At 67.8% G+C, this 23,941-nt stretch carries 22 protein-coding genes; 10 read left to right on the forward strand and 12 right to left on the reverse strand.

Going from position 1 to position 23,941, the window contains the following annotated elements:
• Positions 1-14 precede the first annotated feature (14 nt).
• On the forward strand, positions 15-362 hold the full coding sequence (locus tag V7E00_RS09060; RefSeq protein ID WP_333572286.1) for a hypothetical protein: 348 nt from the start codon (positions 15-17) through the stop codon (positions 360-362).
• Positions 363-377: 15 nt separating this feature from the next.
• Here the strand turns inward: V7E00_RS09060 and V7E00_RS09065 are convergent, their stop codons facing one another.
• The 6 genes from V7E00_RS09065 to V7E00_RS09090 form a co-directional block, all read right to left on the reverse strand.
• A complete protein-coding gene (locus tag V7E00_RS09065) occupies positions 378-1,190 on the reverse strand; it encodes a transporter (RefSeq protein WP_333572287.1) in 813 nt (270 codons plus the stop codon).
• A gap of 104 nt (positions 1,191-1,294) precedes the next feature.
• A complete protein-coding gene (locus V7E00_RS09070) occupies positions 1,295-1,507 on the reverse strand; it encodes a hypothetical protein (RefSeq protein ID WP_333572288.1) in 213 nt (70 codons plus the stop codon).
• Between the two features lie 20 nt (positions 1,508-1,527).
• Positions 1,528-3,153: a M12 family metallopeptidase gene (locus tag V7E00_RS09075; RefSeq protein ID WP_333572289.1), complete on the reverse strand. Its 1,626-nt coding sequence runs from the start codon at positions 3,151-3,153 to the stop codon at positions 1,528-1,530.
• Positions 3,154-3,508: 355 nt separating this feature from the next.
• Positions 3,509-3,991: an OsmC family protein gene (locus tag V7E00_RS09080; protein ID WP_333572290.1), complete on the reverse strand. Its 483-nt coding sequence runs from the start codon at positions 3,989-3,991 to the stop codon at positions 3,509-3,511.
• Positions 3,988-4,383, reverse strand: a complete 396-nt coding sequence (locus tag V7E00_RS09085) for an OsmC family protein (protein WP_333572291.1) — start codon at positions 4,381-4,383, stop codon at positions 3,988-3,990. The genes V7E00_RS09080 and V7E00_RS09085 overlap by 4 nt, the downstream gene beginning before the upstream one ends.
• A gap of 12 nt (positions 4,384-4,395) precedes the next feature.
• Positions 4,396-4,710 carry a hypothetical protein gene (locus V7E00_RS09090; RefSeq protein ID WP_333572292.1) on the reverse strand — a complete coding sequence of 105 codons (315 nt, stop codon included), beginning with the start codon at positions 4,708-4,710 and terminating at the stop codon, positions 4,396-4,398.
• A gap of 216 nt (positions 4,711-4,926) precedes the next feature.
• Here V7E00_RS09090 and V7E00_RS09095 point away from each other — a divergent pair, with 216 nt between their 5' ends.
• The 3 genes from V7E00_RS09095 to V7E00_RS09105 all read left to right on the forward strand — a co-directional run bounded on the left by V7E00_RS09095 (position 4,927) and on the right by V7E00_RS09105 (position 7,136).
• Positions 4,927-5,346 (forward strand): DoxX family protein, encoded by a 420-nt coding sequence (locus V7E00_RS09095; protein WP_333572293.1) that lies wholly within the window; start codon positions 4,927-4,929, stop codon positions 5,344-5,346.
• Positions 5,347-5,470: 124 nt separating this feature from the next.
• On the forward strand, positions 5,471-5,779 hold the full coding sequence (locus V7E00_RS09100; RefSeq protein ID WP_333572294.1) for a UBP-type zinc finger domain-containing protein: 309 nt from the start codon (positions 5,471-5,473) through the stop codon (positions 5,777-5,779).
• 67 nt (positions 5,780-5,846) lie between these two features.
• Entirely contained in the window at positions 5,847-7,136 is a 1,290-nt protein-coding gene (locus tag V7E00_RS09105) for an MFS transporter (RefSeq protein ID WP_333572295.1), read from the forward strand.
• A gap of 49 nt (positions 7,137-7,185) precedes the next feature.
• Here the strand turns inward: V7E00_RS09105 and bglX are convergent, their stop codons facing one another.
• Positions 7,186-9,516 (reverse strand): beta-glucosidase BglX, encoded by a 2,331-nt coding sequence (gene bglX / locus V7E00_RS09110; RefSeq protein ID WP_443019179.1) that lies wholly within the window; start codon positions 9,514-9,516, stop codon positions 7,186-7,188.
• Between the two features lie 115 nt (positions 9,517-9,631).
• Between bglX and V7E00_RS09115 the strand changes: the two genes are divergently transcribed.
• From V7E00_RS09115 to V7E00_RS09125, 3 genes are all read left to right on the forward strand, one after another.
• Positions 9,632-10,666 (forward strand): LacI family DNA-binding transcriptional regulator, encoded by a 1,035-nt coding sequence (locus tag V7E00_RS09115; protein WP_333572297.1) that lies wholly within the window; start codon positions 9,632-9,634, stop codon positions 10,664-10,666.
• 2 nt (positions 10,667-10,668) lie between these two features.
• Positions 10,669-13,716 carry a TonB-dependent receptor gene (locus V7E00_RS09120; protein WP_333572298.1) on the forward strand — a complete coding sequence of 1,016 codons (3,048 nt, stop codon included), beginning with the start codon at positions 10,669-10,671 and terminating at the stop codon, positions 13,714-13,716.
• A gap of 61 nt (positions 13,717-13,777) precedes the next feature.
• Positions 13,778-15,196 (forward strand): glucoamylase family protein, encoded by a 1,419-nt coding sequence (locus tag V7E00_RS09125; RefSeq protein ID WP_333572299.1) that lies wholly within the window; start codon positions 13,778-13,780, stop codon positions 15,194-15,196.
• A 12-nt stretch (positions 15,197-15,208) separates the two neighbouring features.
• Here the strand turns inward: V7E00_RS09125 and V7E00_RS09130 are convergent, their stop codons facing one another.
• A complete protein-coding gene (locus V7E00_RS09130) occupies positions 15,209-15,427 on the reverse strand; it encodes a hypothetical protein (protein WP_083836026.1) in 219 nt (72 codons plus the stop codon).
• Between the two features lie 132 nt (positions 15,428-15,559).
• Here V7E00_RS09130 and V7E00_RS09135 point away from each other — a divergent pair, with 132 nt between their 5' ends.
• Genes V7E00_RS09135 through V7E00_RS09145 form a run of 3 tightly spaced genes read left to right on the forward strand, consistent with a single transcriptional unit; the run spans position 15,560 to position 18,650 of the window.
• On the forward strand, positions 15,560-16,303 hold the full coding sequence (locus V7E00_RS09135) for a dienelactone hydrolase family protein (RefSeq protein ID WP_333572300.1): 744 nt from the start codon (positions 15,560-15,562) through the stop codon (positions 16,301-16,303).
• A 59-nt stretch (positions 16,304-16,362) separates the two neighbouring features.
• Positions 16,363-17,130 (forward strand): ATP-binding cassette domain-containing protein, encoded by a 768-nt coding sequence (locus tag V7E00_RS09140; RefSeq protein ID WP_333572301.1) that lies wholly within the window; start codon positions 16,363-16,365, stop codon positions 17,128-17,130.
• Complete coding sequence (locus V7E00_RS09145) at positions 17,127-18,650, forward strand: ABC transporter permease/substrate-binding protein (RefSeq protein WP_333572302.1); 1,524 nt, start codon at positions 17,127-17,129, stop codon at positions 18,648-18,650. Before V7E00_RS09140 ends, V7E00_RS09145 begins: the two co-directional genes overlap by 4 nt.
• A 25-nt stretch (positions 18,651-18,675) precedes the next feature.
• On the opposite strand, the gene V7E00_RS09150 is transcribed toward V7E00_RS09145, so the two are convergent.
• The 4 genes from V7E00_RS09150 to V7E00_RS09165 form a co-directional block, all read right to left on the reverse strand.
• Positions 18,676-19,053, reverse strand: a complete 378-nt coding sequence (locus tag V7E00_RS09150) for a YdbL family protein (RefSeq protein ID WP_333572303.1) — start codon at positions 19,051-19,053, stop codon at positions 18,676-18,678.
• Positions 19,053-19,247: a YnbE family lipoprotein gene (locus tag V7E00_RS09155; RefSeq protein ID WP_333572304.1), complete on the reverse strand. Its 195-nt coding sequence runs from the start codon at positions 19,245-19,247 to the stop codon at positions 19,053-19,055. Before V7E00_RS09155 ends, V7E00_RS09150 begins: the two co-directional genes overlap by 1 nt.
• Positions 19,248-19,272: 25 nt before the next feature.
• Positions 19,273-22,422, reverse strand: a complete 3,150-nt coding sequence (locus V7E00_RS09160; RefSeq protein ID WP_333572305.1) for a YdbH domain-containing protein — start codon at positions 22,420-22,422, stop codon at positions 19,273-19,275.
• Between the two features lie 112 nt (positions 22,423-22,534).
• A complete protein-coding gene (locus tag V7E00_RS09165) occupies positions 22,535-23,932 on the reverse strand; it encodes a PepSY-associated TM helix domain-containing protein (protein WP_333572306.1) in 1,398 nt (465 codons plus the stop codon).
• Positions 23,933-23,941 lie beyond the last annotated feature (9 nt).

The raw sequence follows: 23,941 nt of genomic DNA on the forward strand, positions 1-23,941 counted from the left end.
ATCGGGCGACGAGGATGCTCGCCCGCACGCATCTGCTCATGGCGCCCGCATCGGCAGCGTTCGCCCTGGCCTTGCCGCTGTCGCCACAGCAGCTGCATGACGCCCCCTCCCAGGCCGATGCCCGGAGCGAGGCCGATATCGTGGTCACCGCAACGCGCCTGCGCGCGACCAAGGTCGATTACCGGTTTCGCGGGGCCGCCATTGTCTATTGTGGCGCCAGAGACCGGCATCAGGATGCATCGTCAGTCGCGACGATCTGCGACATGCTTGCAGCCTGCGCGCTGGGCGGCGCTCGAAAGCCGGAGGCACTGTCGGACTGCGTGGAGGACAGGCTCGCGGCGCGAACGCGGCGGCGGGAGTAGCGTCCCGCCGGCACGTCAGAACAGCACCGCCCCGCCCGCAACGAGCCGGACGTCCGGCGAATGGTGGTTCAGCCCGGCCACCGCCAGCATGTCGAGCTGCAGCACCTTGGTCGGCTTCCACGCGGTCGATACCGCGGCCAGCGCATGCGTTTCGTGGCCTTCGGGATCATTGTCCCGCTCGAGCGACAGCTCGGCGGTGGTCGTCACCTGCTCGCTCAGCTTGTAGCGCAGGCTGGTGATGCCGCTGTACGCGAAGTGCCGCCCCTGACCGCTCTCGTTCGCGGCAGCGTCGGCCTCTCCGGTGAAGGAAACCGCCAGCTTTTCCGTCAGGTCATATTGGACCGGCACGATCGCACCGGCCGACCAGGTGCCGTCTCCGATCGGAGACTTGCCGGTAGGCGCCGTCACGAACCCCTCTACGCCCGCCGAAAACGGCTTGCCCTTCTCTCCCGCAAGATGCTCACGAACCGCGAAGCGCAGGTCGCCCGTGCCGTGGATGGTCTCGATTGCGCCGGTGGACCTGTCGCGGGTACGGTCGTGGCCATAGCCGGTCCAGCCGACCTGGACCTCCGTCCTGGAGGCCACGCCGACCCGGACCAGCAGATCTGCCGCGAGGATCTGGTCCTCGCGTTCGGTGGCGCGGTCATCGCGCTGCCAGTCGAGGAACGACGCTTCCACATGCACACGGCCCGGCTCGGTGGTGCAGCTCGAACCACCGATGCTCGGCCTGGTCGGGCAGAAGCGCGGGTCGTCCTCTTCGGCATGCGCCGTGCCCGCTGCGAGCAGTGCCGTCGCCGCCATGCCGATCATGCGCATGTTCCGTCGCATCGTATTCCCCCCAATGGATTGCGGGGAGCCAAACGTGGGGATGTCCGAATTGTTTCGGCGAACCCGGCATTCGGGCCAGCGCCCACAACCGCTGGGTGAGCCTGCTAGGTCGCGGGGTTCTGCGCGAGCAGCAGCGCCACCAGCGCCTTCATCTGCGTATCGCCCCGCGCCGCGACCTGGTGCAGCATCGCTGCCTGTTGTTCGGGCGCGCCTTCCAGCACCGGCTTGGGCGCACCTGCATTCATATAGGCGGAAAGGCGAGCCTCGAGTTGCTCGATCGTGACGGGGCCCACGCCCCGAACCGAAATCGTCATCATCAAGGCTCGCCTATACGTTGCTACTTGCCGGTATACCGCCAGATCAGCCCCGAGCGATGCAGCTGGTACAGGTTGTTGCCCGATGCAGCGATCCGGGACGAGGCCGGGTTGCCGTCCAGTTGCTTCCAGCCGGTCAGCGGCGGCGTCACATATTTCCAGATCGCGCCGGTGCGGTGGATCTGGAACAGCGTGCCGGTGCCGGCGGCGATCGCCTTGGTGTCCGGGTTGTTGTCCAGCTTGGTCCAGCCGGTATGCGGCACGCCGGTATAGCGCCAAACCTCGCCGGTGTTGTGCAGCTGGTACAGCTCGCCGCCCGAGGCGACGATGTCGACCGACCGCGGATTATTGTCGATCTCCTGCCAGCCGGTCATCGGCGGGCCGACATACTTCCAGATGTTGCCAGTGGAGTGGATCTGGTACAGCGCATCGCCCGCGGCGATCTTCATCGTGCGGGGATTGTTGTCCAGTTCCTTCCAGCCGGTCATCGGCGTGCCGGTGAACTTCCAGATGCGGCCATCCTTGTGCATCTGATACAGGTCATTGCCTGCCGCGACGATGTCCGAGGTTCGCGGATTGTTGTCGATCTCCTGCCAGCCGCTATGGGGCACGCCGGTATAGCGCCAGATCCGGCCGCTATTGTGCAGCTGGTACAAATGCCCGCCCGCAGCCGCGATCTTCACCGTGGCGGGATTGTTGTCCAGTTCCTGCCAGCCGGTGATCGGCGTGCCGGTATATTTCCAGATCCGGCCGTTATTGTGCAGTTGATACAGCCTGTCGCCGTCCGCCACGATCGATGCCGTGGCGGGATTGTTGTCGATCAGCTGCCAGTCGGCCCATTTGGGATAGACGGATGCGGCGAACTTGGCGTCCGACGCATCGATATCGGTGCCGCCCGGCACCGCCTTGCCGTCCTTCATGATCGAGGCAGGCAGCCAGTAGCACATGATCGAGTTCGGATCGGCCTCGGCTGTCGCGATCAGCGCGGACTTATCGAGCGGCGTCAGCACCTGGGCGATGACCTGGTCGCGCGACCAGCCCTGGGTCGCCATGAAATAGGCGATCGCCTTCTCGCGATCGATCCGCGCGATGATCTCGGCCCGCATATGCTCGTGCGGAAAGCCCAGCGTGTGCCCCGTCTCGTGCCGGACGACGCGGTGGAACTCGCTGTCCGACGTGTTCATCGTGAACGAATCGAGGTTCATCGTCGCGTCGTTCGGCCCGATCGCGAGAACGTCGGTGCCGAGATAGGACCAGTAGCCGCTGCCCGCCGCGCGGGCGATCCGCACCTGGCCGCCCTTGGCGGTCTCGACGAACTGCACGTTCGCCGTCGCGTTCCACGCGTTCATGTGACTGAGGATCCGCGCGCGCAGATCGGCCGGCGGATTGTCAAGGAAGCTGACCGTCAGCTTCACGCCGGTCTTTCCCCAATATTTGGAAGTCAGGATAGAGAGATGCTCGGGCGGCAAGATGCTGGCGACCAGCGCCGCCTGTGGCAGCCGCAATGCCGACCAGTTCGAGGGATTGATCTCGAGCGCGCGGCGGGATGCGTCCACCCATTGATGCTGCGGCAAGATCTTGATCGTGCAGCCTTCTGCGTGGACGTGCGGATCAGCATCACGAAGTTTCGGTTCGACTACAGAAGCCATGTTCAACCTCCAGGACAAGAAGATTTATCCGGAATATCGATCGTCTGGCCGCGCCGAAACCGGCCCGCGCCGGCAACGCAAAAACATGGCAGGCGCACGCACTGCCGCCTACTTCAAGTCGACTCGACGATCATCCATGTATATGCAGCGCCCCAGGACTCGACATACACGCGCGAACGAACGACTTCAACAAGACTCTACTTTGGGATTCGCGCAATCCACCTCCATCTCTACTGCACACCATCCTTGCTGCATTGCAAAACATGTTGTCGCAAGTGGCATGTGCTGAAGCAAAGTGGTCCGCCGCAGAGGCTATTGCGCAAGACTTTTCAACATTTCGTCCGGGGTTTGCCCGTCACCGTTCGCGAATGGCGTGCTCGAGATCCGCAGCATGGGCCGCCGCCGGCTCGGCCGGCGCGGCGGCATCTGCAAGCTCCGTTTCGACGCGCGCGCCGCCCGCCAGGGTGCGGTGCACCGGGCAGCGATCGGCGATCTCCAGCAGACGGGCGCGTTGCACGGAATCCAGTTCCCCTTCGATCTCGATGCGCCGGGTAAACAGGTCCGCCGGCACCGCCCCCGCCTCGCGCCGATGGCCCGCCAACGTGCGAATGCCGGTGACCGGCCAGCCCTTCTGCAGCGCATAGACACGCAGAGTCATGGTCGTGCATGCCGCCAGCGCCGAGGCCAGCATCTGATAGGGCGTGGGGCCGGAGCCAAGCCCGCCCACCGACGCCGGCTCGTCGAGCAACAGGGCCGCGCCGGCGACCTGCACCGCCACCTGGAACTTGCCCGCGCCGGTGTCCCGCGCGATCGCATCCAACGCCAGTTCCGTGCTCATGCCGTCTGCTCCGCCAATTGCGTTTCGATCGCGATACCCTGCTTGAGGGTGAGCGTCACCGGCGTGCGCTCCGCAATCTCGGCCAGGCGAGCGCGACCGGCGTCGTCCGGTCCGGAGAGGGTCAGGATGCGCAGGATGTGCCGCGCCTCGGGCGTGCCGAGGATGCGCAGGTCGACCTCCAGCGTGTCGATCCGCCAGCCCTTGCGATCGGCATACATGCGCAGCGTCATCGCCGTGCACGCGCCCAGCGCCGCGAGGAGCAGATCATAGGGGGCGGGCCCGGCATCACGGCCACCATTGCTGGCCGGCTCGTCGGCCAGCAGAGTATGGCGGCCGGCCTGAAGGCGCGTCTCGAGCAGTTCCGGGCCGATATGGGCGCTTGCATGTGTCATCGTCTTCGCGCCTCAGATCGCCAGCAGCGCGATCGCTTCGATCTGCGCGGGGTTGAAGCCATGGTCGGCGAGAACCGGGGCAAGGTCGGCGGCGGGCTTGCGCTGCCGCCGGGTGGTGCAGACAAACTGGCGGATCGCCTCCAGCCGCGGATCGGCGAGCGGCGTCGGCCGGCGGGATCCGAACAGCGTATCGGCGATACGGCCCAGCATGGAAGGACGCGCGGAGGCGGAAACGGCCACGCAGCCACACGCGGCGGCATCCTGAAATGCCACCGACACCGCGGCCCATTCGGTCTTGCTCAGTTCTGGCGTTGTGAGACGGTCCATCGAAACCTCCTGTGTTCAGCACCTGCTACCGCGACGCGCACGTTCGGATCAGCGGGATAGTCTTGACGATTTCGTTCGAGATTCCGGAAATGCCGCTTTTCTATTCCATCGAACGTTTCGAGCTGATTTATTCCACTGCCAGGGCACAGCCCGGAAGCGCATCTCTCCGGCACCAGGCGAGGCAGCATTGTCCCCGCCACCATCAGGAGACACGTCATGGCTACCGCACCCTTCCCCGCCGCCGCCACCCCTACCATGGTTCAATCGGCACTGCCGCTGGTTGGCCGGATCGGGATTGCCGCGATCTTTGTGCTGAGCGGCATCGCCAAGCTTGCCGCGCCCGGTGCGACCATCGGCTATATCGCCGCGTCCGGCCTGCCGCTGCCGCAACTGGGGTTTGCCATCGCACTGCTCGTGGAACTGGCGGGCGGCACCGCGCTGATCCTCGGCTATCGCACGCGGATGGTTGCAGGCATTCTCGCCGCCTTCTCGGTGGCGACTGCGCTCGCGTTCCACGGGGCGCTGGGCGACCAGAACCAGTTCATCCATTTCTTCAAGAACATCGCCATGGCGGGCGGCCTGCTGCAGGTGGTCGCGTTCGGCGCCGGCGCCTGGAGCCTCGACGCCCGGCGCTGAAACGCCCCGTCGCCCACCGGCAAGGGGCCGCAGCCGATGGCTGCGGCCCCTTTTCGCATCCCATCCGTACGTACAGGCGAAGCGCCTGCGCCGGGCTGCTAGGTCACGGGTCGAGGAGATCGCCATGACCCGCTGCACCCACATGAATGCCGAAACCGTCCGCGCGGTAACGCCGAGCGCGCAGGGATGCGAGGAATGCCTGAAGACCGGCAGCTGGTGGGTCCATCTGCGGCTGTGCCGGGAATGTGGCCATGTCGGCTGCTGCGACCAGTCGCCCAACCGCCATGCCACCGCGCATTTTCGCGAAACCGGCCATCCCATCATGGAGGGCTATGATCCGCCCGAAGGCTGGGGCTGGTGCTATGCCGACGGCATCGAAGTCGACCTGCCGGACCAGACGCCGCAGCGCGGACCGATCCCCCGCTTCTTCTGAAGGCCCGCGTGGACAGGCGCGTGGCGGCCGCTAAGACAGCGGCCATGCCTCTTGCCGCCATGCCCCGATGAGCGAAACGCCCATACCGGCGCCCCGCGCGGCCTTGCTGCTGTTCGGCGCCGGAGACTTCGCGTTCAATCTCTACTGGCAGGCGGTAAACCTCTACCTGCTGTTCTTCTACATCGACACGCTGCGCCTCGCACCGGCGCTGGCCGGCACGCTGTTCCTGATCGGCGCGGCATGGGACGGCGCGGCAGACTTCGTCGCCGGCGTGGTGGCGGAGCGGATGCGACGGCCCTATCGCTGGCTGATCGGCTGGGGTGCGCTGCCGCTGGGGCTGGGCTTCGTCGCGATGTTCGCCGCGCCGCCGGGCGCGTGGCAAGGGGCGCTGGCGGCCCAGCTCGGCTTCCGCACGCTCTACGCCTTCACCAACATACCCTATTCGGCCTGGACGACGCGGCTTGCCGGCACCAGCGCGGAGCGATCCCTGCTCGCGGGGCTGCGGATGATCTTCGGCGCCGTCGCCGCAACGTTCGTGGCCGGCACCTTCCCCCAGCTGGTGCGGATGCTCGGCGGCCATTCGGCAGCAAGCGCGCTTCTCGCGCTGCTGGCCGTGCCGCTGCTGCTGGCGATCGCCTGGAAAGTACCCGAACGGCGCCCACCGGTTGCCGCCAGGGCCGTCACCCAAATCGGCCCGGCGCTAGCCTTGCTGGCGCGCAACCGCGCATTCGTCGCGCTGAACCTCGCCGCAGCGGCAGGCGCTGCTGCGGCGGCGCTCACCACCCAGTCCGTCCTCTATTACTTCCGCTACGTGCTGGCGGACGATCCGGCCGGCCCGCGGGCGCTGGCGGCGATGGCCTTTGCCAGCCTGATCGCGACGCCGCTCTGGACGCTTGCAGCGCGCCGCGCGGGGGCGCGGGCAGCGTGGCTGGCTGCCTGCGGGCTGGCGCTCACCCTGCCCGCCATATTCGTGCTGATGCCGGCGCCGGGAGTCGCGGCAGCAACGCTGTTCCTGCTGGGCATGCAGGTTGCCTTTGCCGGATTCGGCCTGGCCGCCTGGACCTTGTTGCCGGACAGCGTCGACTGGGGCGCGGCACGCACCGGGGTGCGGGTGGAGGCGATTGCCTTCGGTGCCTTCGCGCTCGCCCAGAAAGCGGCGCTGGCAGCGGCCGGATTCGCGATCGGCGCAATCTATCAGGCAAGCGGGTTCGTCGCCGGCGCCCCGCAGGCCGCGACGAGCGTTGCCGCGATCCGCTGGCTGATGCTGGCCGGCCCCGCGCTGCTGTTACTGGCGGCACTGGCTGCGATCCTGGCCCTCCCCCTCCGGAGGGACACGCTGGTCAAACTGGCCGCCTAGCAGCCCCTGCCCACGAAGGGCAGAGGCCGCTATCGTTTTGCATTAGCCGTCAGATCAGCTCGAAACTGCCAGACACGCCCTCCGCTTCGGCGGACGGTGCGATCCACAGTTGGAAGCGCCCGGGCTCCACGACAGGCTTGAGCGCCTGGCCGACGAACAGCAGGTCCGCGCGGGTGAGCGTGAAGGTCACGCGCTTCCGCTCGCCGGGCTTGAGCGCCACGCGACGGAACGCCTTCAGCTCGCGCACCGGGCGGGTGACGCTCGCCGCGACGTCGCGGATGTAGAGCTGCACCACTTCCTCCGCGGCGTGCCTGCCGTTGTTGGCGATCGCCGCCGAGACGGTAAGCGTGCCATCGGCGTTGAGCTTGCCCCCGCCCAGATCCAGGTCGCCATAGACGATCTCGCCGTAGGTCAGGCCGTGGCCGAACGGGAACAGCGCCTGGTTCGGAAACTCGCGATAGTGCGTCTTGTATTCCTGGAGCGGCCCGGCCGGATTGGGGCGACCGGTGGGCTTGTGGTCGTAATGATAGGGTGCCTGTCCGGTTGCTTGCGGAAACGAGACCGGCAGCCGCGCGGACGGACCGACGGCGCCGAACAGCACGTTGGCGATGGCGGGACCGTCCTGCGAGCCGAGGAACCAGGTGACGAGGATCGCCGACGCCTTCAGCACCGCGCCTTCCAGCGCCAGCGCGCGGCCGGTGCGAAGGAGCACCACGATCGGCTTGCCCGTTGCGGCAACGGCTTCCGCCAGCGCCATCTGCGCAGGCGGCGCGACGATGGCGGACCGCGACTGCGCCTCGCCCGACATGCGGGCGTGCTCGCCGATCGCCAGCACCACCACGTCCGCCGCGCGCGCGGCCGCCACCGCCGCCTCGATCCCGCCAGGAACCGGCCCCTCAAGACCCGCGCCCTCGGTGACGGACACCAGCGCCGGATCCTGGACCAGCGCCTTGACGCCGGTCGCCAGATCCACAGCTTCGGCGTCGGTGCCATAGACGTTCCACGGCCCGATCTGATCGTGCAGGCCGCTCGCGAACGGGCCGATCAGCGCGATCTTCTTGCCCGAACGCGGCAGCGGCAACAGCTGCCCCTCGTTCTTCAGCATGACGATCGAACGCGATCCCGCCTCGCGGGCAAGCGCCAGATGCTCGCGGGTGCGGACCCGCGCCTTCTCCCGTGCGGGATCGATGCGCCGGAACGGGTCGTCGAATAGCCCCAGTTGCACCTTCAGTGCCAGCACCCGCCGCACGGCCTCGTCCAGTCGGGCCACCGGCACTTCGCCCTTCGCGACCAGATCCGGCAGGTGGCGCAGGTAGAAGCCGCTCTGCATGCTCATGTCGACGCCCGCCAGGAAGGCCAGCCTGGTCGCCTCGCGCGCATCAGCGGCGAAGCCATGGGCGATCAGTTCCTCGTCAGCGGTATAGTCGGAGACGACGACGCCCTCGAACCCCCATTCGCGGCGCAGCACCTCCGTCAGCAGCCATGCGTTGGCGGTCGCCGGGATGCCGGAAAGCTCGTTGAACGAGGCCATCACGGTCGGCGCACCGGCTGCAAGTGCCGACTGGAAGGGCGGGAAGTAGATTTCGCGGAGCGTGCGCTCGGAGATGTCGACGGTGTTATAGTCAAGCCCCGCCTCCACCGCACCATAGGCTGCGAAATGCTTGGCGCAGGCGGCTACGGCATCGGCCGCCTTCAGGCCTTTCGCCCCCTGAAAGCCGCGAACGCGCGCGGCGGCCATCAGCTTGCCGAGCAGCACGTCCTCGCCGGAACCCTCCACGCCGCGACCCCAGCGCGCGTCACGGGCGACGTCAACCATTGGCGCGAAGGTCCAGTCGATACCGGACGCCGCCGCCTCTACAGCGGCGACACGGGCCGTACGCTCGGCAAGTTCCGGGTCGAAGCTCGCGGCCTCGCCCATCGGGACCGGGAACACGGTACGGAAGCCGTGGATCACGTCGGCGGCGAACAGCAGCGGGATCTTGAGACGCGATTCGCGCACTGCGACGGTCTGCATCCGCTTGGCCATGGCCGCGCCGTTGCCGTTGAACACGCCCGTCAGGCGGCCTGCACGGACCTCCGCCAGCTGCCCTTCGAAGTTTGAGGAAGCACCCGCGGGATTGAGCGTTACCGCTGCCCCGCCCGACCAGGCCGCTGCCATCAGGGTGAGCTGGCCCGCCTTCTCCTCGACCGTCATCTTGGCGAGCAGCGACTCAACCGCCGCAGGCAGCTTTCGCGTTCCCGCTTGGAGCAGCATCGCCCGCGCCGGGCTCGCCGCCCATGCCGCCGCGGCGCTCGCCCCGATCAATACCGCACGCCTCGAAATTTGGCCGTCCTTCACGCGTTTCCTCCCTTGGCACCGACCGCGTACAGGCCGCCGCATCATCAAACTTGCAACCCGCTATTGCTTGATGTAACCGGTTACATCAAGAGGTTCAGGCAGCCAGCAACAAAACGAGCGGCTGCAACCGTGACGAAGGAGGGGACGAAACCACGCCATGCCGAACGCAACGATCCGTGATGTCGCGCGGGAAGCGTCGGTGTCCGTCGCGTCGGTTTCGCGGGCGCTGAACGGCGCCACCAACATCCGGCCCGAGCTGCGCGATCATATTCGCGACGTGGCGGCACGACTCGGCTATGTCCCCCACGCCGGTGCCCGGAATCTCAGCCTCGCCCGCTCGTCGACGATCGGCGTGGTCGTCCCCGATCTGCACGGCGAATTCTTCTCCGAACTGCTGCGCGGCATGGACCGTCAGGCGTCCGAGCTGGGCCTGCACCTGCTGCTGATGGTGATGCATGGTGAAGCCGATCGTGGCGTCACCGCGCTGCACGCGATGCGCGGCCGGGTGGACGGGCTGGTGGTGATGGCGCCGCAGATCACCTCGGACGAGCTGTTCGCGCACCTGCCGAATGCAATGCCCTCGGTGCTGGTCAACTGCGCCCCGCACGAAGGCGTACGCCCCGAGCTGCGCGTAGACAACGTTGGCGGAGCGGTGGCGGTGGTCGAGCACCTGGCAGCGGGAGGCTGCCGGCGGATCGTCCATATTGCCGGCCCGTACGAAAATATCGACGCACGCGAGCGTCTGCGCGGCACCCGAGATGCCTGCGCACGGCTGGGCCTGGAGCTGCGCGTGCTGCAGGGCGACTTCAACGAGGACTCCGGTACCGCCGCGATCGCGACGCTTCACTCCGAAGGCGCCGACTTCGATGCGGTCTTCGCGGCCAACGACATGATGGCAGTCGGTGCGCTGATGGCGTTGAAGCGCGCCGGCGTCGTCGTCCCCGATCAGGTCGCAGTGGCGGGGTTCGACAACATCCCGCTCACCCGCCTCATTTCGCCGGCGCTCACAACCGCCAGCATCGACATCGCCGAATTCGGCGCGCGCGCCGTGGTGCGCCTCGCCGGACTGATCGACGGCGCCGCCGACGACACGCTCGAATGGCGCGCGCCGATCGTCATCGCGCGGGAATCAACCCGCCAACCCACGATAATAACAACAGAAAACCCGATCCGCCGGGGAGATAGAGAGTAACCATGAACAAGCTAGTATTGCGTACCGCATTGCTGACGATGACCGTGCTGGGCAGTGGCGCCCTGCTCGCCCCTGCCCCTGCCATGGCCCAGGTGGGCCAGGCTTCGCTGCGCGGCACCATCACCGCGCCCGCGAACAACCCGGTCACCGAAGTGACCGCGATTGAAGTGTCGACCGGCATCCGCCGCAGCGCGACCGTCGGCGCGGACGGCAGCTACAATTTCGCGTCGCTGCGCCCGGGCACCTATCGCCTGGAGATCAAGCTGCAGAACGGCGTTCGCAATTCGGATGCGTTCACGCTGCGCGTCGGCCAGAACGCCGGCCTGGATCTCGACCTTTCGACGACGACCGCCACCCCGTCCGCCGATGCCGGTGTGACGCCGGAGAGCGGCGATACCGCTGCCACAGGTGGCGACGAGATCGTCGTGACCGGCAACCGCATTCGCTCGCTGGATGGCGGCCAGATCGGCATCAACATCACCCAGCGGCTGATCGAGCAGCTGCCGCAGAACAACCGCAACTTCCTTGCCTTCGCCGACCTCGCGCCGGGCGTGCGCTTCATCGAGGGCGCCAATGGCGAGTCGCGCATCCAGGGCGGCGCGCAGGCCAGCAATTCCGTCAACGTGTTCATCGACGGTGTGAGCCAGAAGGACTACGTCCTCAAGAACGGCATCACGGGCCAGGACAGCTCGGCGGGCAACCCGTTCCCGCAGCTCGCGATCGGTGAGTATCAGGTGCTCTCGTCCAACTACAAGGCCGAGTTCGACCAGGTCAGCTCGGTGGCGATCACCGCCGCCACCAAATCGGGCACGAACGAGTTCCACGGCGAAGCGTTCGTCGACTTCACGAATCAGGATCTGCGCGCGCGCCGTCCGACCGAGATCTATCCCTTCGAGCGGGACAAGGTGAACTCGAACAACAAGCAGTTCGGCGTCGCACTGGGCGGTCCGATCATTCAGGATCGCGCGCATTTCTTCGTGACGTACGAAGGCAAGCGGATCGACAGCCCCTATGACGTTCGGCCGGAAAACGGCGTCTCTCCGAGCGTGTTTCCGTCGCAGTACCAGCAGTATTTCGGCAGCTTCTCGCAGCGCTTCAACGAGGACCTTTATTTCGGCAAGATCGATATTGAGCCGACCGACAAGGACCTGGTGGAACTCACCGGCAAGTATCGCAAGGAATCGGGCTCGCAGATCCAGACCGGCATCAGCGCGTCAAGCACCGCGACGCTGAACAAGGTCGAAGAGAAACGCTTCATGCTCCGCTGGCAGCATAGCGAAGACAATTGGATCAATGACGCCCGCGTCTCCTACCAGGACACCAGATGGGCGCCGACCCCGGAATCCAGCGGCAACGCCTTCTTCTTCCAGGCATCGACGGTGAACAACGGGAACTTCACCCGCACCGATCTGCTGCGCTTCGGCGGCGGCGGCAGCCAGCAGGACAAGGGCCAGAAGGGCTGGACGCTGCAGGACGACTTCACCTGGACAGGCTTTGACGGCCACACCATCAAGGTCGGGACCAAGGCCAGCTTCATTCGCCTGCGCTCGCTCGAGCAGAACCGCGCCAACCCGCAGTTCACCTATGACATCAACGCGTTCAGCCCCACCGGCTTCAACGACCAGATTCCCTATCGGCTCGATTTCGGCGTGCCTACCGGCACCAGCCCGGTCGACATTCGTTCGAGCAACTTCCAGTTCGGCGTCTATGCGCAGGACGATTGGGACGTCACCTCCCACCTCACGCTGAACCTCGGCCTGCGCTGGGATTATGAGCGCACGCCCGCGTTCGTGAACTTCGTGACGACCCAGGAGAACCTGACGGCGGTCTCGCCCACCAATTATCCGAACCTGGTCAACGCCGACTACAACATCAACGACTTCATCTCGAACGGCCGCAATCGCAAGACCTTCACCGGTGCCTTCCAGCCGCGCCTGGGCTTCACCTATCGTATCGACGAAGCGGGCCGCTTCGCGGTGTTCGGCGGCTATGGTCGCTCCTATGATCGCAACCAGTTCGACTTCCTCCAGCAGGAAGTGAACCAGAGCGCCTACGCCGTCCGCAACTTCAACTTCATCGGCGCGGACTCAAACCCGAACAACGCTTGCCAGGGCGCGGACGCGACCACCTGCGTCACCTGGAACCCGATCTACTTGACGCCCGAAGGCCGTCAGCAGCTGCTTACCGGCGCCGTCGGGGGCGGACGCGAGTTCCGCTTTCTCAAGAACGACCTGAAGGTTCCCTATTCGGACCAGTTCAGCCTCGGTATCCGCGGCCGCTTCCAGCAGATCGGGCTCGAGCTCGGCTACAGCCACATCGCCAGCAAGAACGGCTTCGCCTTCCTGCTCGGCAATCGCCGACCGGACGGCAGCTTCTTCTTCAACGATCCAGCGAACGCGACCGACACGCCGGCGCCGCCGTTCGGCTTCTCGCCCCCCGGCTATCGCAGCATCATCCTCGGCACCAACGGGCTGAAGACCAATGCGGACTCGGTTTATTTCAAGGTCACCAAGAGCTACACCCAGGCCTCGCCGTGGAGCCTGGACGCCACCTACACCTATACCGAAGCGAGCGAGAACCAGCTCGGCGACACCTATCTGCTCGATTTCCCCTCGCTCGCAGATTATCCGATGCTGCGTTCGTCGAGGGTGCCGCGGCACCGGCTGGTGATGGCCGGCAGCGTCGATCTGCCGCTGGGCTTCTCGCTCTCCTCCAAGTTCCAGGTAGAATCGGCCGCCTATCAAAAGGCGCTGCTGAACCAGTCCAACCCGTTCCAGAACGTTGTCGTCGGCCGCGAAACCGATGGTTCGGGCGGTGGCTGGGGCCGGCGCCAGCTCGACATGGCGCTTACCAAGTATCTGCCGATCCACTTCATCAGCGATCAGACCCGCCTGCGCTTCCGCGTCGACGTGCTGAACGTGTTCAACGACTATAACTACATCACCTTCAACAACGACCCGGCCTCCACCAACTGGGGCGCGCGGAGCAGCTACGATGTGGGCGGCAACCCGCCGCGCACGGTGAAGCTGTCGGTCGGCTACTCCTTCTGATCCCCCCTCGGGGGCGGGGCGCGTCACTGCCCCGCCCCTGCTTTTTGTTCAGGACTTCATCATGATCGATCGCAGGCAACTGCTCGGCTCCGGCGCGGTGGCGCTGGCGGGCCTCGCCGGCGCGTGCACCACCCCCGGCGCGCGCATCGGTGGCGTGAGCGCTGCGCCGGGCACGGACCCGCTGATCCGCGACCTGCAGGAACGCACCTTCCGCTATTTCTGGGATACCACCGATCCCGCGACCGGCCTCGCGCCCGACCGCTGGCCGACGCCTTCCTTCGCCTCGATCGCCGCGGTCGGCTTCGCGCTCACCGCCTATCCGATCGGCGTGACCAACGGCTGGATCACCCGCGAGCAGGCGCGCACGCGCACCCTCGCGACGCTGCGCTTCTTCGCCACCGCGCCGCAGGGCGACGGGCAGAGCGACGCCAGCGGCTACAAGGGCTTCTTCTACCACTTCCTCGGCGTCACCAAGGGCCGCCGCTTCGCGCGCGCCGAACTGTCGACGATCGATACCGCGCTGCTGCTGGGCGGGGTGCTGTTCGCGCAAAGCTGGTTCGATGCCGACGATCCGCAGGAAGCGGAGATCCGCAGCCTGGCGGACCAGCTCTACGCCGCAGTCGACTGGACCTGGATCACGCCGCGCCCGCCCTTCGTCTCGATGGGCTGGCACCCCGAAAGCGGCTTCATCCCGTCGGACTGGAACATCTACAACGAAGGGCTGCTGCTCTACGTGCTCGCGCTGGGATCTCCCAGCCACCCGCTGGCGCCCGAGACCTGGGACGCCTGGACCGCGCGCTTCGACGCGCAGTGGAGCGACACATGGGGCGAGCCGCACCTCCATTTCGCGCCCTTGTTCATCCACCAGTACAGCCATTGCTGGATCGATTTCCGCGGCATTCGCGATCGCTACATGGCGGCCAGGGACATCGATTATTTCGAGAACAGCCGACGCGCGGTGCGGGCGCAGCGCGCCTATGCCATCGCCAACCCCGGCGGCTGGGCGGGCTATGGGGAGGATGTCTGGGGCCTGACCGCGTGCGACGGCCCGGGAGACTTCCGGCAGCGCATCGGCGGGCGCGAGCGCCAATTCTTCAGCTATTCGGCACGTGGGCCTGATGATCGCGACGACGGCACGCTGGCGCCGACGGCTGCGGCAGCCTCCATTGCCTTTGAGCCCGAACTGGCGGGTCGGGCGATCACGGCCATGCACGCGCGCTATGGACGGGGCATCTATGGCCGATACGGGTTCCTCGACAGCTTCAACCCCACGCTGACCCGCGCGGCCGCCCCGCTGAAGCACGGCAAAATCGTGCCCGGAATCGGCTGGGTCGATGGCGATCATCTCGGCATCGATCAGGGACCGATCCTGGTGATGATCGAGAATCTGCGCAGCGGGCTGGTATGGAACGTGATGCGCCGCAACCCGCATATCCGTCGCGGGCTGCAGCGCGCTGGGTTCAAGGGCGGCTGGCTCTAGGACGGCCGAGCGCTAGTCGTCCTGCCGCTCGGTCTTCTTCGGGCTGACCCAAACATGGACCGGCACCACAACCTTGCCGGGCGCGGGCTTGCCGATGTCGACGCGGCTGGCCTGGACCAGCTCGCCATTGGAGAGGGTGAAGGAAGCCCAGGGCTTGGGCATGCGGCCGAACGTCATCTTCTGAATGGGTTCGCCGGTGTTCGAATTCATGATGGTAGCAACAACTGGCATGCGCCTGCCGCTATTCGGGCGAGTGCCGGGCTGTCCAGCGGGGGTGCCGACGAATCTGTGGATAGCGCCCCTTCCCTGCCACACGATCGGCGCTAAAGCCGCGAGCACCATAGCGGCAGAAGGAAATCGACCATGATCATCCGCAGCGACGAGACGATGGATGTCGACGTGCCCGGCACCGGCGCGATGCGGATGCATCTGTTCCGCCCGGCAGTGGAAGGCCGCTTCCCCGGCGTGCTGCTCTTCTCCGAGATCTATCAGGTCACCGCGCCGATCCGGCGGCTGGCGGCGATGCTCGCGGGCAACGGGCTGCTCGTCGCGGTGCCCGAAGTCTATCATGAATATGAGCCGGCTGGCACGGTGCTCGCATATGACCCCGCCGGCACGGATCGCGGCAATGCGCTGAAGTTCACCAAGCCGGTTGCCGCCTTCGATGCGGACGCCGCCGCCGCACTGACCGCACTGGCCGAGCATCCCGCCTGCACGGGCAAGCTCGGCACGTTCGGCGTGTGCCTGGGCGGCCACCTTGCCTATCGCGCCGCCCTCGATCCGCGAGTTTCGGCAGCCGCCTGCTTCTACCCGACCGACATCCATTCGGGTACGCTCGGCGAAGGCCGCAGCGACGACAGTCTGGCGCGCATGGCCGAACTGAAGGCGAAGCTGCTGCTCGTCTGGGGCCGGCAGGACCCGCACATTCCCTTTGGCGGCCGCGAGGCAATCCGCGCCCGCCTCGAGGAAGTCGGCGCCGCCTATGCATGGCACGAGTTCAACGCCCAGCACGCCTTCCTCCGCGACGAGGGCCCACGCTACGATCCCGCGCTGTTCCTCCAGGCAATGCAGCTGACGCTCGACTTCTATCGCCGCACGCTTGCCTGATCGGGCGCAACGGCGGCGCGCTTTGACCTTTGCCGCGACATTGCGCACAACCCCGTTCGATGCCGGATCCGTTGCGCAGCGTCGCCTTTGAGGGCGTGGGGAAATCCTATCCCAAGGGCGTTCGGGCGGTGGACGGCGTTTCGCTGGAGATCGACGGCGGCAGCTTCGTGGCGCTGGTCGGCGCCTCGGGTTCGGGCAAGTCCACCCTGCTCAAGATGGTCAACCGGCTGATCGAGCCTAGCGAAGGCCGGGTGACGATCGACGGCAAGCCCGTGGACGCCCAGCCGCCCCACCTGCTCCGTCGGCGCATCGGCTATGTCTTCCAGAATGTCGGGCTGTTCCCGCATCTGACCGGGGGGGAGAATGTCGCGATCGGCCTGAAGCTGGCCGGTGAGCGCGACCGATCGGGGCGCGTCGCCGAATTGCTACGGCTGGTCGATCTGCCCGAGGCGGTGGCCGCGCGCATGCCCGATGCCCTTTCGGGCGGGCAGCGCCAGCGGGTGGGCGTCGCCCGTGCACTGGCAACCGCGCCGAAGCTGCTGCTGATGGACGAACCCTTCGGCGCACTCGATCCGGTGACCCGCGACGCGCTGGGCAAGGCGATCCGCGCGCTGCACGAGGCGATGGACCTCACCACCATCCTGGTCACGCACGACATGGCCGAGGCGCTGCTCCTCGCCGATCGCATCCTGGTGATGGACGCAGGCCGGCTGGTGGGCGATGCCTCCCCGCGCGACCTGCTGGCGGGCAAGGGCGGCGCGGCCGCCGATGCGCTTGTCGCCGTGCCGCGCGAGCAGGCCGAACGGCTGGCGGCGCTGGCCCGATGAACGCTGCCTTTGCCCGCGTGCCCGAACTGCTGGCGCAGCATCTACTGCTCGCCTTCGCCGCCCTGCTGCTGGGGATCGCGATCAGCCTGCCGCTGGCGGTGTTCTCCGCCCGCCACCGCGGCGTCGCTCGCGCTGCGCTGGGGCTGGCGAGCCTGATCCAGACCATCCCCAGCCTGGCGCTGCTGGCGCTCTTCTACCCGCTGCTGCTGTCGCTCTCCGCGCTGGTCGGCGGGGGCATTCCGGCGCTGGGCTTCTTGCCGTCGCTCCTCGCGCTCACGCTCTACGCGCTGCTGCCGATCCTGCGCAACGCAGTGACCGGGCTTGTGACGCTGGACCCGGCGGTGCGGGAAGCGGCCGACGGCGTCGGCATGACCCGGTGGCAGAAGCTGCGGCTGGTCGAGGCGCCGCTGGTGGCGCCGATGGTGATGGCGGGCATCCGCACCGCCGCCGTCTGGACGATCGGCGCGGCGACGCTTTCCACGACGGTGGGCCAGCCGAGCCTGGGCGACCTGATCTTCGCCGGGCTCCAGACGCAGAACTGGGCGCTGGTGCTGGCGGGCTGCATCGCCGCCGCCGCGCTGGCGCTGGCAGTCGATGCGCTGCTGGGGCTGGCGGAATGGGGGATCGCCCGTCGCCGGCGGGTGCTGGTATGGCTGAGCCTAGGCCTGCTCGCCGCCGCCGCGCTGACGGCGCTTGCACCGGCGCTACCCGGCACGCGCGGAGTTGTCACGATCGGCGCCAAGGGCTTCTCCGAGCAATATATTCTCGCCCGGCTGATCGGCGCCCGACTGGAGGCGGCGGGCTATACCGTGCGCTACCGCGAGGGCCTGGGCTCGGGCGTCGCCTATGGTGCGCTGGCGAGCGATGCGATCGACGTCTATGTCGACTATTCGGGCACGATCTGGACCAACCAGATGCACCGCAGCGATGTGCCGCCACGCGCCGCGATCGTGCGCGGTGTCGCGGACTGGGCCAAGCGCACGAACAACGTGACGCTGCTCGGCGCCCTGGGCTTCGAGAATGCCTATGCCTTCGTGATGCGCGGCGACGATGCCCGGCGCCGCGGCATCGCGACGATCGCGGACCTGGCGCGGGTGGCGCCCTCGCTCAAGCTCGCGACCGATATCGAGTTTCTCGAACGCTCGGAGTGGAAGGCGGTGCAGCGCGCCTACGGCCTGCGCTTCGCCGAGGCGCACCCCTATCAGCCAACCTTCATGTACCGTGCGCTGACCAGCGGCACTGCCGATGTGATCCCCGCCTTCTCCTCCGATGGGCGGATCGCCGCGCAGGGCCTGGCGGTGCTAAAGGACCCCAAGGGTGCAATCCCCGGCTATGACGCGGTGCTGCTGCTTGCGCCGGGGCGGGCGAACGACCAGCGCCTCCAGGCCGCGCTCCGCCCGCTGATCGGCGCCATTCCCGTCGAACGGATGCGCGAGGCCAATTACCGGGTCGACCGCGACACCGACAAGCAGAGCCCGGATGCCGCCGCCCGCTGGCTGGCGGCGCGGCTGGGCCGCTGATCCAAGGCCCGTGCGCCGCGGCGGATTACAGGCAGCGCGGATCGCGAACCGGCGCGTCGCTACCGCGGGTCAGCCAGCGACCGTCGGGCGCACGATATTTCTCGCCCGGCGCGGTGCGCAGGATCAGGTTGCAGCCGGTGACGAATGCCATCTGCTCCACCGTCGAGCTGGCCGCCCCCTGCTCCGTGTACTGGCGCTTGCGCTGGATGTTGATGTTGTTGACGATCGCCCGCAGCTCCGGCGTCGCCGAACCGACGATGCCGAGATAGCCGTCCGGCTGCTCGCCGACGAGTCCCTGCTGCCGGGCGGCCTGATAGGCCGGGTCACGCTGGGCGAAGGCCGGTGCGATCACGCCGGCCGCGATCGCAGCCGCCATGCCGAAGGTGGAAAGCAACTGTCGCATCAGAAAATCCCCGGATTGTCCTGGATGATGGCCTTCGCCTTGTTGTCGAGGCGATAGACCACTTCCTGGGTGATCGAAATATTGAGGTTGATGACGATCGGCTTGTCCGGCGCGTTCACCGTCACGCAGCCGCCCAGCAGCGCCAGCGGCGCGATCCCGCAGGCACCCAGCCGAAATGTCGAACCTTGCTTCATGCTTCCAAGCTCATAGACATGCCTTTCATGGACGAGGAGTGCTTTCGGCGGGCTGAACGGTTGCCTTGCCCGCTTCCTCTGCACGTTTCTGCTCCTCGATCAACGCCGGCAGGTTGCGCTCGATCAGGCGGCGCGGATCGTACCAGGATTGCACCGAGTCCAGCAGCTGCCGGAAGGGCGCGTTGATCCGTACGTTGAACACCAGCGGCAGCCGCGCCAGGCGGCGTATCAGGAAGTTCGACGTGGTGCCCTGCCCTTGGCTAAGACCCGAAAAGCTGATGTCGGTGATCATCTCGCCGGCCAGCGGACCATTCATCCGGATCGCGAGGTTGCGATAGTCGAGCGACTTGAGCGCCTGGAACGCCATGTTGCCCCAAGTTCCCAGATTCTCGCGCGAAACCTCGCCGACATAGGCGATGTGGCCCCCCGCCCGAGCCCGAAGCTCGCCGCCCTCGATCCTGCCGCCCTTCGCATCGAAGATCATCGGCAGGGTGCCGTCGAACGTGCCGGTGGCGTCCAGATTGTCGAACGCCATTTCCTTCAGGAACAAGGCGGCGTCGACTCCCTTCACATGGAAGGTCATGCGGCGCTCTCCGGCCTCGTTGAAGTCGAGCGTCGTGGGGTCGAGGACGAGTTCGCCGCCCGCGAAGGGCCAGCGCGCGCCTTCCACCTGCACCCTGCGGCTGTCGAGCAGCTGGTACTGGAAAACCCCGTCGCGCACCGGCACGCCAGGGTTGATCTCCGCAACGCGCGCGACTTGCCCGGGCGCAGTCCGTGCCGCAAGCAGGTCGCTGAAATCCAGCTGCGTGGTAAGCCCCTGCACCGGACCGAATGCTGCCGCCAATGCCACATTGGTCGCGGTGAACCGGCCCGTGCTGGTCACCGCCTCTCCCGACCAGGCGATCCTGCCGGTGCCGGAAACGAGGCCATCGACGTCGGCGATCACGCCCAGCGTCAGTGGGGTCAGGTCGGTGGGCTGCAATCCGTTCAGCTGGAAGCGGAGTCCGGGTACATCGAGCAGCGCCTGCCCCGCGCCCGCACCCAGATCATGCGTGATCGACACCTTCGCGACCTCCAACGGCCGCTTGGTGCCGAGCAGCGTCGCCTGCGCCTCGATCCGGTTGCCCGAGAGCCGCAGCTGCCCGTTCGGCGCAACCAGCGGCTCGAAGCGGGGCGTCGCCTCGGCATCGGCGAGCCGGAAACTGCCGAGCAGCGCAAGGCCCCCTTCGGACAGGTGCCAGCTGCCCTTGCCCTGCGACAGTAGCAACGGCACCGCGCCGATCTGCCCGCCCAGGCCCTGGAAGCTGCCGCCCGGCGTTGCTGCGAACGCGCCCTGCAGCTGCCCGATGTCCAGCCGTGTCGGGCGATCCGCGCCCATGCGGACCGCAACGCTATCGAGCGCAAAGGCGCGCCGCGCCAGATCGACCCGCGCCGCGTCCGCCGCAAGCTGCAGCGGATTGCTCCCCACGCTGCCGGCCAGCGTCATCCGGGATGTTTGAATGCCGCCCGAGAGGCGCTGGCCGCGCCAGGCGAGCATCGCCGGCCCCACCGGGCAGAGACGCTGACGGTGGCCGCGCAGCACCATGCCGGACGCCGCGATCCGCGCGAAGCCGAGGGTTTCGCAGCCGGGGTTCACCAGGAGGTCGCCGCCGTTCCACTGCGCCAACAGCGGCATCGTCAGATCCTCCACCCGTCCCCCGCCCAACCGGCCGGACAGCGTCGCCACCGTGTTCGCGGCACCTGATCGCCCGCGCACCCGGAAGTAGAGATCCGCGAGCGCGAGCCGTGCGCCATCGGCCGCATAGGGACGCAGCGTGCCGGTTCCCTGCAGCTGGTCGCTGCCGGGCCGGCGCAAAAGGTCGAGCGTGAGGTCGGGCAAGCCGCCCCCGCCCAGCGAAAGGCTGCCCGCCAGGGCGAGGGCGCCATCCGGCAGGTCCAGCACCGCCCCCCCTTGCCCACCGAACCGCAGGTGCCCGCCGGAGCGCGCGGCGAGATCCAGGCGCTGCACGCGGACCGTCGCTCCGCCCCAGCGCGTCGCGACGCCGATTGCGGCCGAGCCGTCGAAGCGCCGCCCCGCCGCCTCGGCCGCCGTGACCAGCTTCGCGGCGAGCGGCGCGATCGGCGTGCCCAGCCCCAGCGTCCGGTAGCCGCCCAGACGCTGGAGCAACGGTCGACCCACCGCCGCGTCCCGCACGGCGATGGTGCCGTCGAAAGCCGTCGCCTCGCCGATCGTGTACCTGCCCGATATCGTCGCGGAGCCCGCCGTGGCAGCCCCGCTCGCAACGGCAGCACCGCGCAGGTCGAGCGTCCCCGCCGTCCGCGTCCGGTCTCCCGCGAAGTCCACGCGTCCCGCAGCACCGTCCATGCTGCCATAGGCGGAAGTGAGGGACGCCCACGCAAGGTCCGCCGAACCCTGCCACGCCTGGAACGCCGCATCGAGCGTGACCTGCAGGTCCCCGCGCGGCTGCACGGCGCGCGTGTCGGCGCATGCCAGAAGCTGCGCGGACAAGGGCCCGGTCAGGCTCGGTGCTCCGCGGCGGATGCGGACCTGGAGGTCGCTGCGCACGCCGCGCAGCGCGCAGCTGCCGACTTGCAGCTTGGCGGACGCTGCCGACAGAGTGCCCTCGAACCCGTTGGTCAGCAGTCCCTTGCCGCGCATGCCGAGGAAGACGAGGCCCGCGCCGCTATCCAGCCGCAGCTGCGCGTCGGCCACGTCCACGCTGAGCCGTGGCAGGGAAAAGGGCTTGCCGGAAGGCGGCGGCATCAGCCGGTCGAGGGATCCCAGCGACAGGCTGCCGTCGACCAGCCGCCCCTTCGCGCGCACCCTGCCCGCCTTCACCACCAGCACCTCGGCGCGCCACGGGCTGAGCGCGGTGCGCAGCTCGATCCAGTCGGCGGTAAGGTCCGGGTTGCGCGGGTCGCCGATGGCGACGTTGGTCAGCCGCTGCCGCCAGGGGGATAGCTGCTCGATCGTGTAGCGGGCCGGCACGCCGCGCCGGGCAAGTTCGCGGTCGACAAAGCCGTGCGCAATGGTTCGCCGCTGCAGCCATGCCGTGGCAACCGTTGCCGACACCAGCGCGAGCAACGCCACGGCCAGGCGACGCCGTCGCCTGGCCCGCGCGCGTGCATGGCGCGAGCGCGCATCGCCGTCGGTGTCGTCTTCGCTCCGGTTCACGCCCGCTCCAGCCGCCTGACCGTGCGGCCCCTAGCCATACCCGTCCGGGGAGGCAAAGGTTCCTTGAGCGCTTCGGTTGTTCCCCTTGTTCAAGCAATGCGCCCATGGGGCATCATGGAAGATCCCGCGCCATCTCCACCATGGCCCGCGGCCGCAGCCCCAGCCAGCGCCGTGCGCCCGGCAGGTGCACCAGCACCAGCCGCTCCACCGCCAGCACCAGCAGCAGGCTGATCCCCATCAGCGGCAGCAACAGCCCGAGCGCGATCACCAGGGCGAAAAATGCCAGTGCGGCGGGCTGCGGCATGTCCGCTCGCGGCGCCCCCAGCACGCCCTCCGGCCTTCGTCGCCACCACAGCACCACGCTGCTCACCGCCAGCAGGATCAACCCCAGCGCGGTCAGCAGGTTGAGCAGCTGGTTGAGCCAGCCGAATGCCTGCCCCTCGTGGATTGCGACGCCGTAGCCGACCACCCGGTCCACCAGCCGCCGTTGGGCGAAGTCCTTGCGCGACAGCAGCCGGCCGGTTTCCCCGTCGAGCGTCAGGTCGGTCCGAAGCGGCCGGTTGGCCGCGTCCGACTTGGCCGTCCAGGGCTGGCCCGGGCCGGTGGGCGGCGACACCAGCACCGGCGTCGCCAGCCGCAAGGGCCCCAGCGTCGCGAGAATGCGGTCGAGCGGCACGGTGGAAACCGCCGGATGCGCCATCGCCATGCCGTGATGCTCGGCATGCTCTCCCATCATCGCCCGCGTGCCCGCATCGGCGGCGGCGCGCTGGCGCAGTTCGTCGGCGCGGCCGGTGGTCCAGTCCTGCTGGACCGGATGACCCTCCACCACCCCGCGTACCGCCTTCAGATAGCCGCCCCAGCTCTTCGCCCAGGGGAGGCCCGAGACGAGCAGGAACAGGGCGAAGGCCGATATCCAGAAGCCGGTGACGGCGTGCAGGTCCCGCCAGAAACGCCGGCCCCCGGCATGCAGCCGCGGATAGACCACGCCAGCCAGGCCGCCGCGCCGCGGCCACCAGAGGAACAGGCCGGACAGCAGCATCACGATCGTCCAGGAAGCGGCCAGCTCCACCAGATAGGATCCGGGCGTGCCCGCCAGCAGCTCGCCGTGCAGGCGGAAGATCACCCGCATCAGGCGCTGGTCCTCATCCACGGCCTTGAGCACGGCCAGCGTCTCGGGGTGGACGTAGACGCGGGTCTCCTGCGCGCCCTTGCCGACGATGATCTGCACCGCTTCCCGGTCGGTTGCCGGCATCTGATAGCGGTGGAGTACCGATCCCGGTACCGCCCGAACCGCCGCCGCCGCCTGGTCCGCCGCCGAAGCGCGCGGGCCCGCTACGGGCAAATTGGCATAGGGCGCATCGATCAGCGCCTCCACCTGCGGGCGGAACAGATAGATCGAGCCGGTGATCGCCAGCCACAGCACGAACGGTATGCAGAACAGGCCGGCGTAGAAATGCCAGCGCCATATGGTTGCGGTGCCGGGCCAGCGGCGATGATGGGCGTGCTGCATCGTCCCCTC

It is taken from the genome of Sphingomonas sp. (genome assembly GCF_036731925.1).
GTDB lineage: Bacteria > Pseudomonadota > Alphaproteobacteria > Sphingomonadales > Sphingomonadaceae > Sphingomonas.

Bases quoted from the DNA above. Each gene is read 5' to 3' on its own strand.
- V7E00_RS09060 (WP_333572286.1), top strand. From the start codon at position 15: ATGCTCGCCCGCACGCATCTGCTCATGGCGCCCGCATCGGCAGCGTTC.
- V7E00_RS09065 (WP_333572287.1), bottom strand. From the start codon at position 1,190: ATGCGACGGAACATGCGCATGATCGGCATGGCGGCGACGGCACTGCTC.
- V7E00_RS09070 (WP_333572288.1), bottom strand. From the start codon at position 1,507: ATGATGACGATTTCGGTTCGGGGCGTGGGCCCCGTCACGATCGAGCAA.
- V7E00_RS09075 (WP_333572289.1), bottom strand. From the start codon at position 3,153: ATGGCTTCTGTAGTCGAACCGAAACTTCGTGATGCTGATCCGCACGTC.
- V7E00_RS09080 (WP_333572290.1), bottom strand. From the start codon at position 3,991: ATGAGCACGGAACTGGCGTTGGATGCGATCGCGCGGGACACCGGCGCG.
- V7E00_RS09085 (WP_333572291.1), bottom strand. From the start codon at position 4,383: ATGACACATGCAAGCGCCCATATCGGCCCGGAACTGCTCGAGACGCGC.
- V7E00_RS09090 (WP_333572292.1), bottom strand. From the start codon at position 4,710: ATGGACCGTCTCACAACGCCAGAACTGAGCAAGACCGAATGGGCCGCG.
- V7E00_RS09095 (WP_333572293.1), top strand. From the start codon at position 4,927: ATGGCTACCGCACCCTTCCCCGCCGCCGCCACCCCTACCATGGTTCAA.
- V7E00_RS09100 (WP_333572294.1), top strand. From the start codon at position 5,471: ATGACCCGCTGCACCCACATGAATGCCGAAACCGTCCGCGCGGTAACG.
- V7E00_RS09105 (WP_333572295.1), top strand. From the start codon at position 5,847: ATGAGCGAAACGCCCATACCGGCGCCCCGCGCGGCCTTGCTGCTGTTC.
- bglX (WP_443019179.1), bottom strand. From the start codon at position 9,516: ATGCGGCGGCCTGTACGCGGTCGGTGCCAAGGGAGGAAACGCGTGAAG.
- V7E00_RS09115 (WP_333572297.1), top strand. From the start codon at position 9,632: ATGCCGAACGCAACGATCCGTGATGTCGCGCGGGAAGCGTCGGTGTCC.
- V7E00_RS09120 (WP_333572298.1), top strand. From the start codon at position 10,669: ATGAACAAGCTAGTATTGCGTACCGCATTGCTGACGATGACCGTGCTG.
- V7E00_RS09125 (WP_333572299.1), top strand. From the start codon at position 13,778: ATGATCGATCGCAGGCAACTGCTCGGCTCCGGCGCGGTGGCGCTGGCG.
- V7E00_RS09130 (WP_083836026.1), bottom strand. From the start codon at position 15,427: ATGCCAGTTGTTGCTACCATCATGAATTCGAACACCGGCGAACCCATT.
- V7E00_RS09135 (WP_333572300.1), top strand. From the start codon at position 15,560: ATGATCATCCGCAGCGACGAGACGATGGATGTCGACGTGCCCGGCACC.
- V7E00_RS09140 (WP_333572301.1), top strand. From the start codon at position 16,363: ATGCCGGATCCGTTGCGCAGCGTCGCCTTTGAGGGCGTGGGGAAATCC.
- V7E00_RS09145 (WP_333572302.1), top strand. From the start codon at position 17,127: ATGAACGCTGCCTTTGCCCGCGTGCCCGAACTGCTGGCGCAGCATCTA.
- V7E00_RS09150 (WP_333572303.1), bottom strand. From the start codon at position 19,053: ATGCGACAGTTGCTTTCCACCTTCGGCATGGCGGCTGCGATCGCGGCC.
- V7E00_RS09155 (WP_333572304.1), bottom strand. From the start codon at position 19,247: ATGAAGCAAGGTTCGACATTTCGGCTGGGTGCCTGCGGGATCGCGCCG.
- V7E00_RS09165 (WP_333572306.1), bottom strand. From the start codon at position 23,932: ATGCAGCACGCCCATCATCGCCGCTGGCCCGGCACCGCAACCATATGG.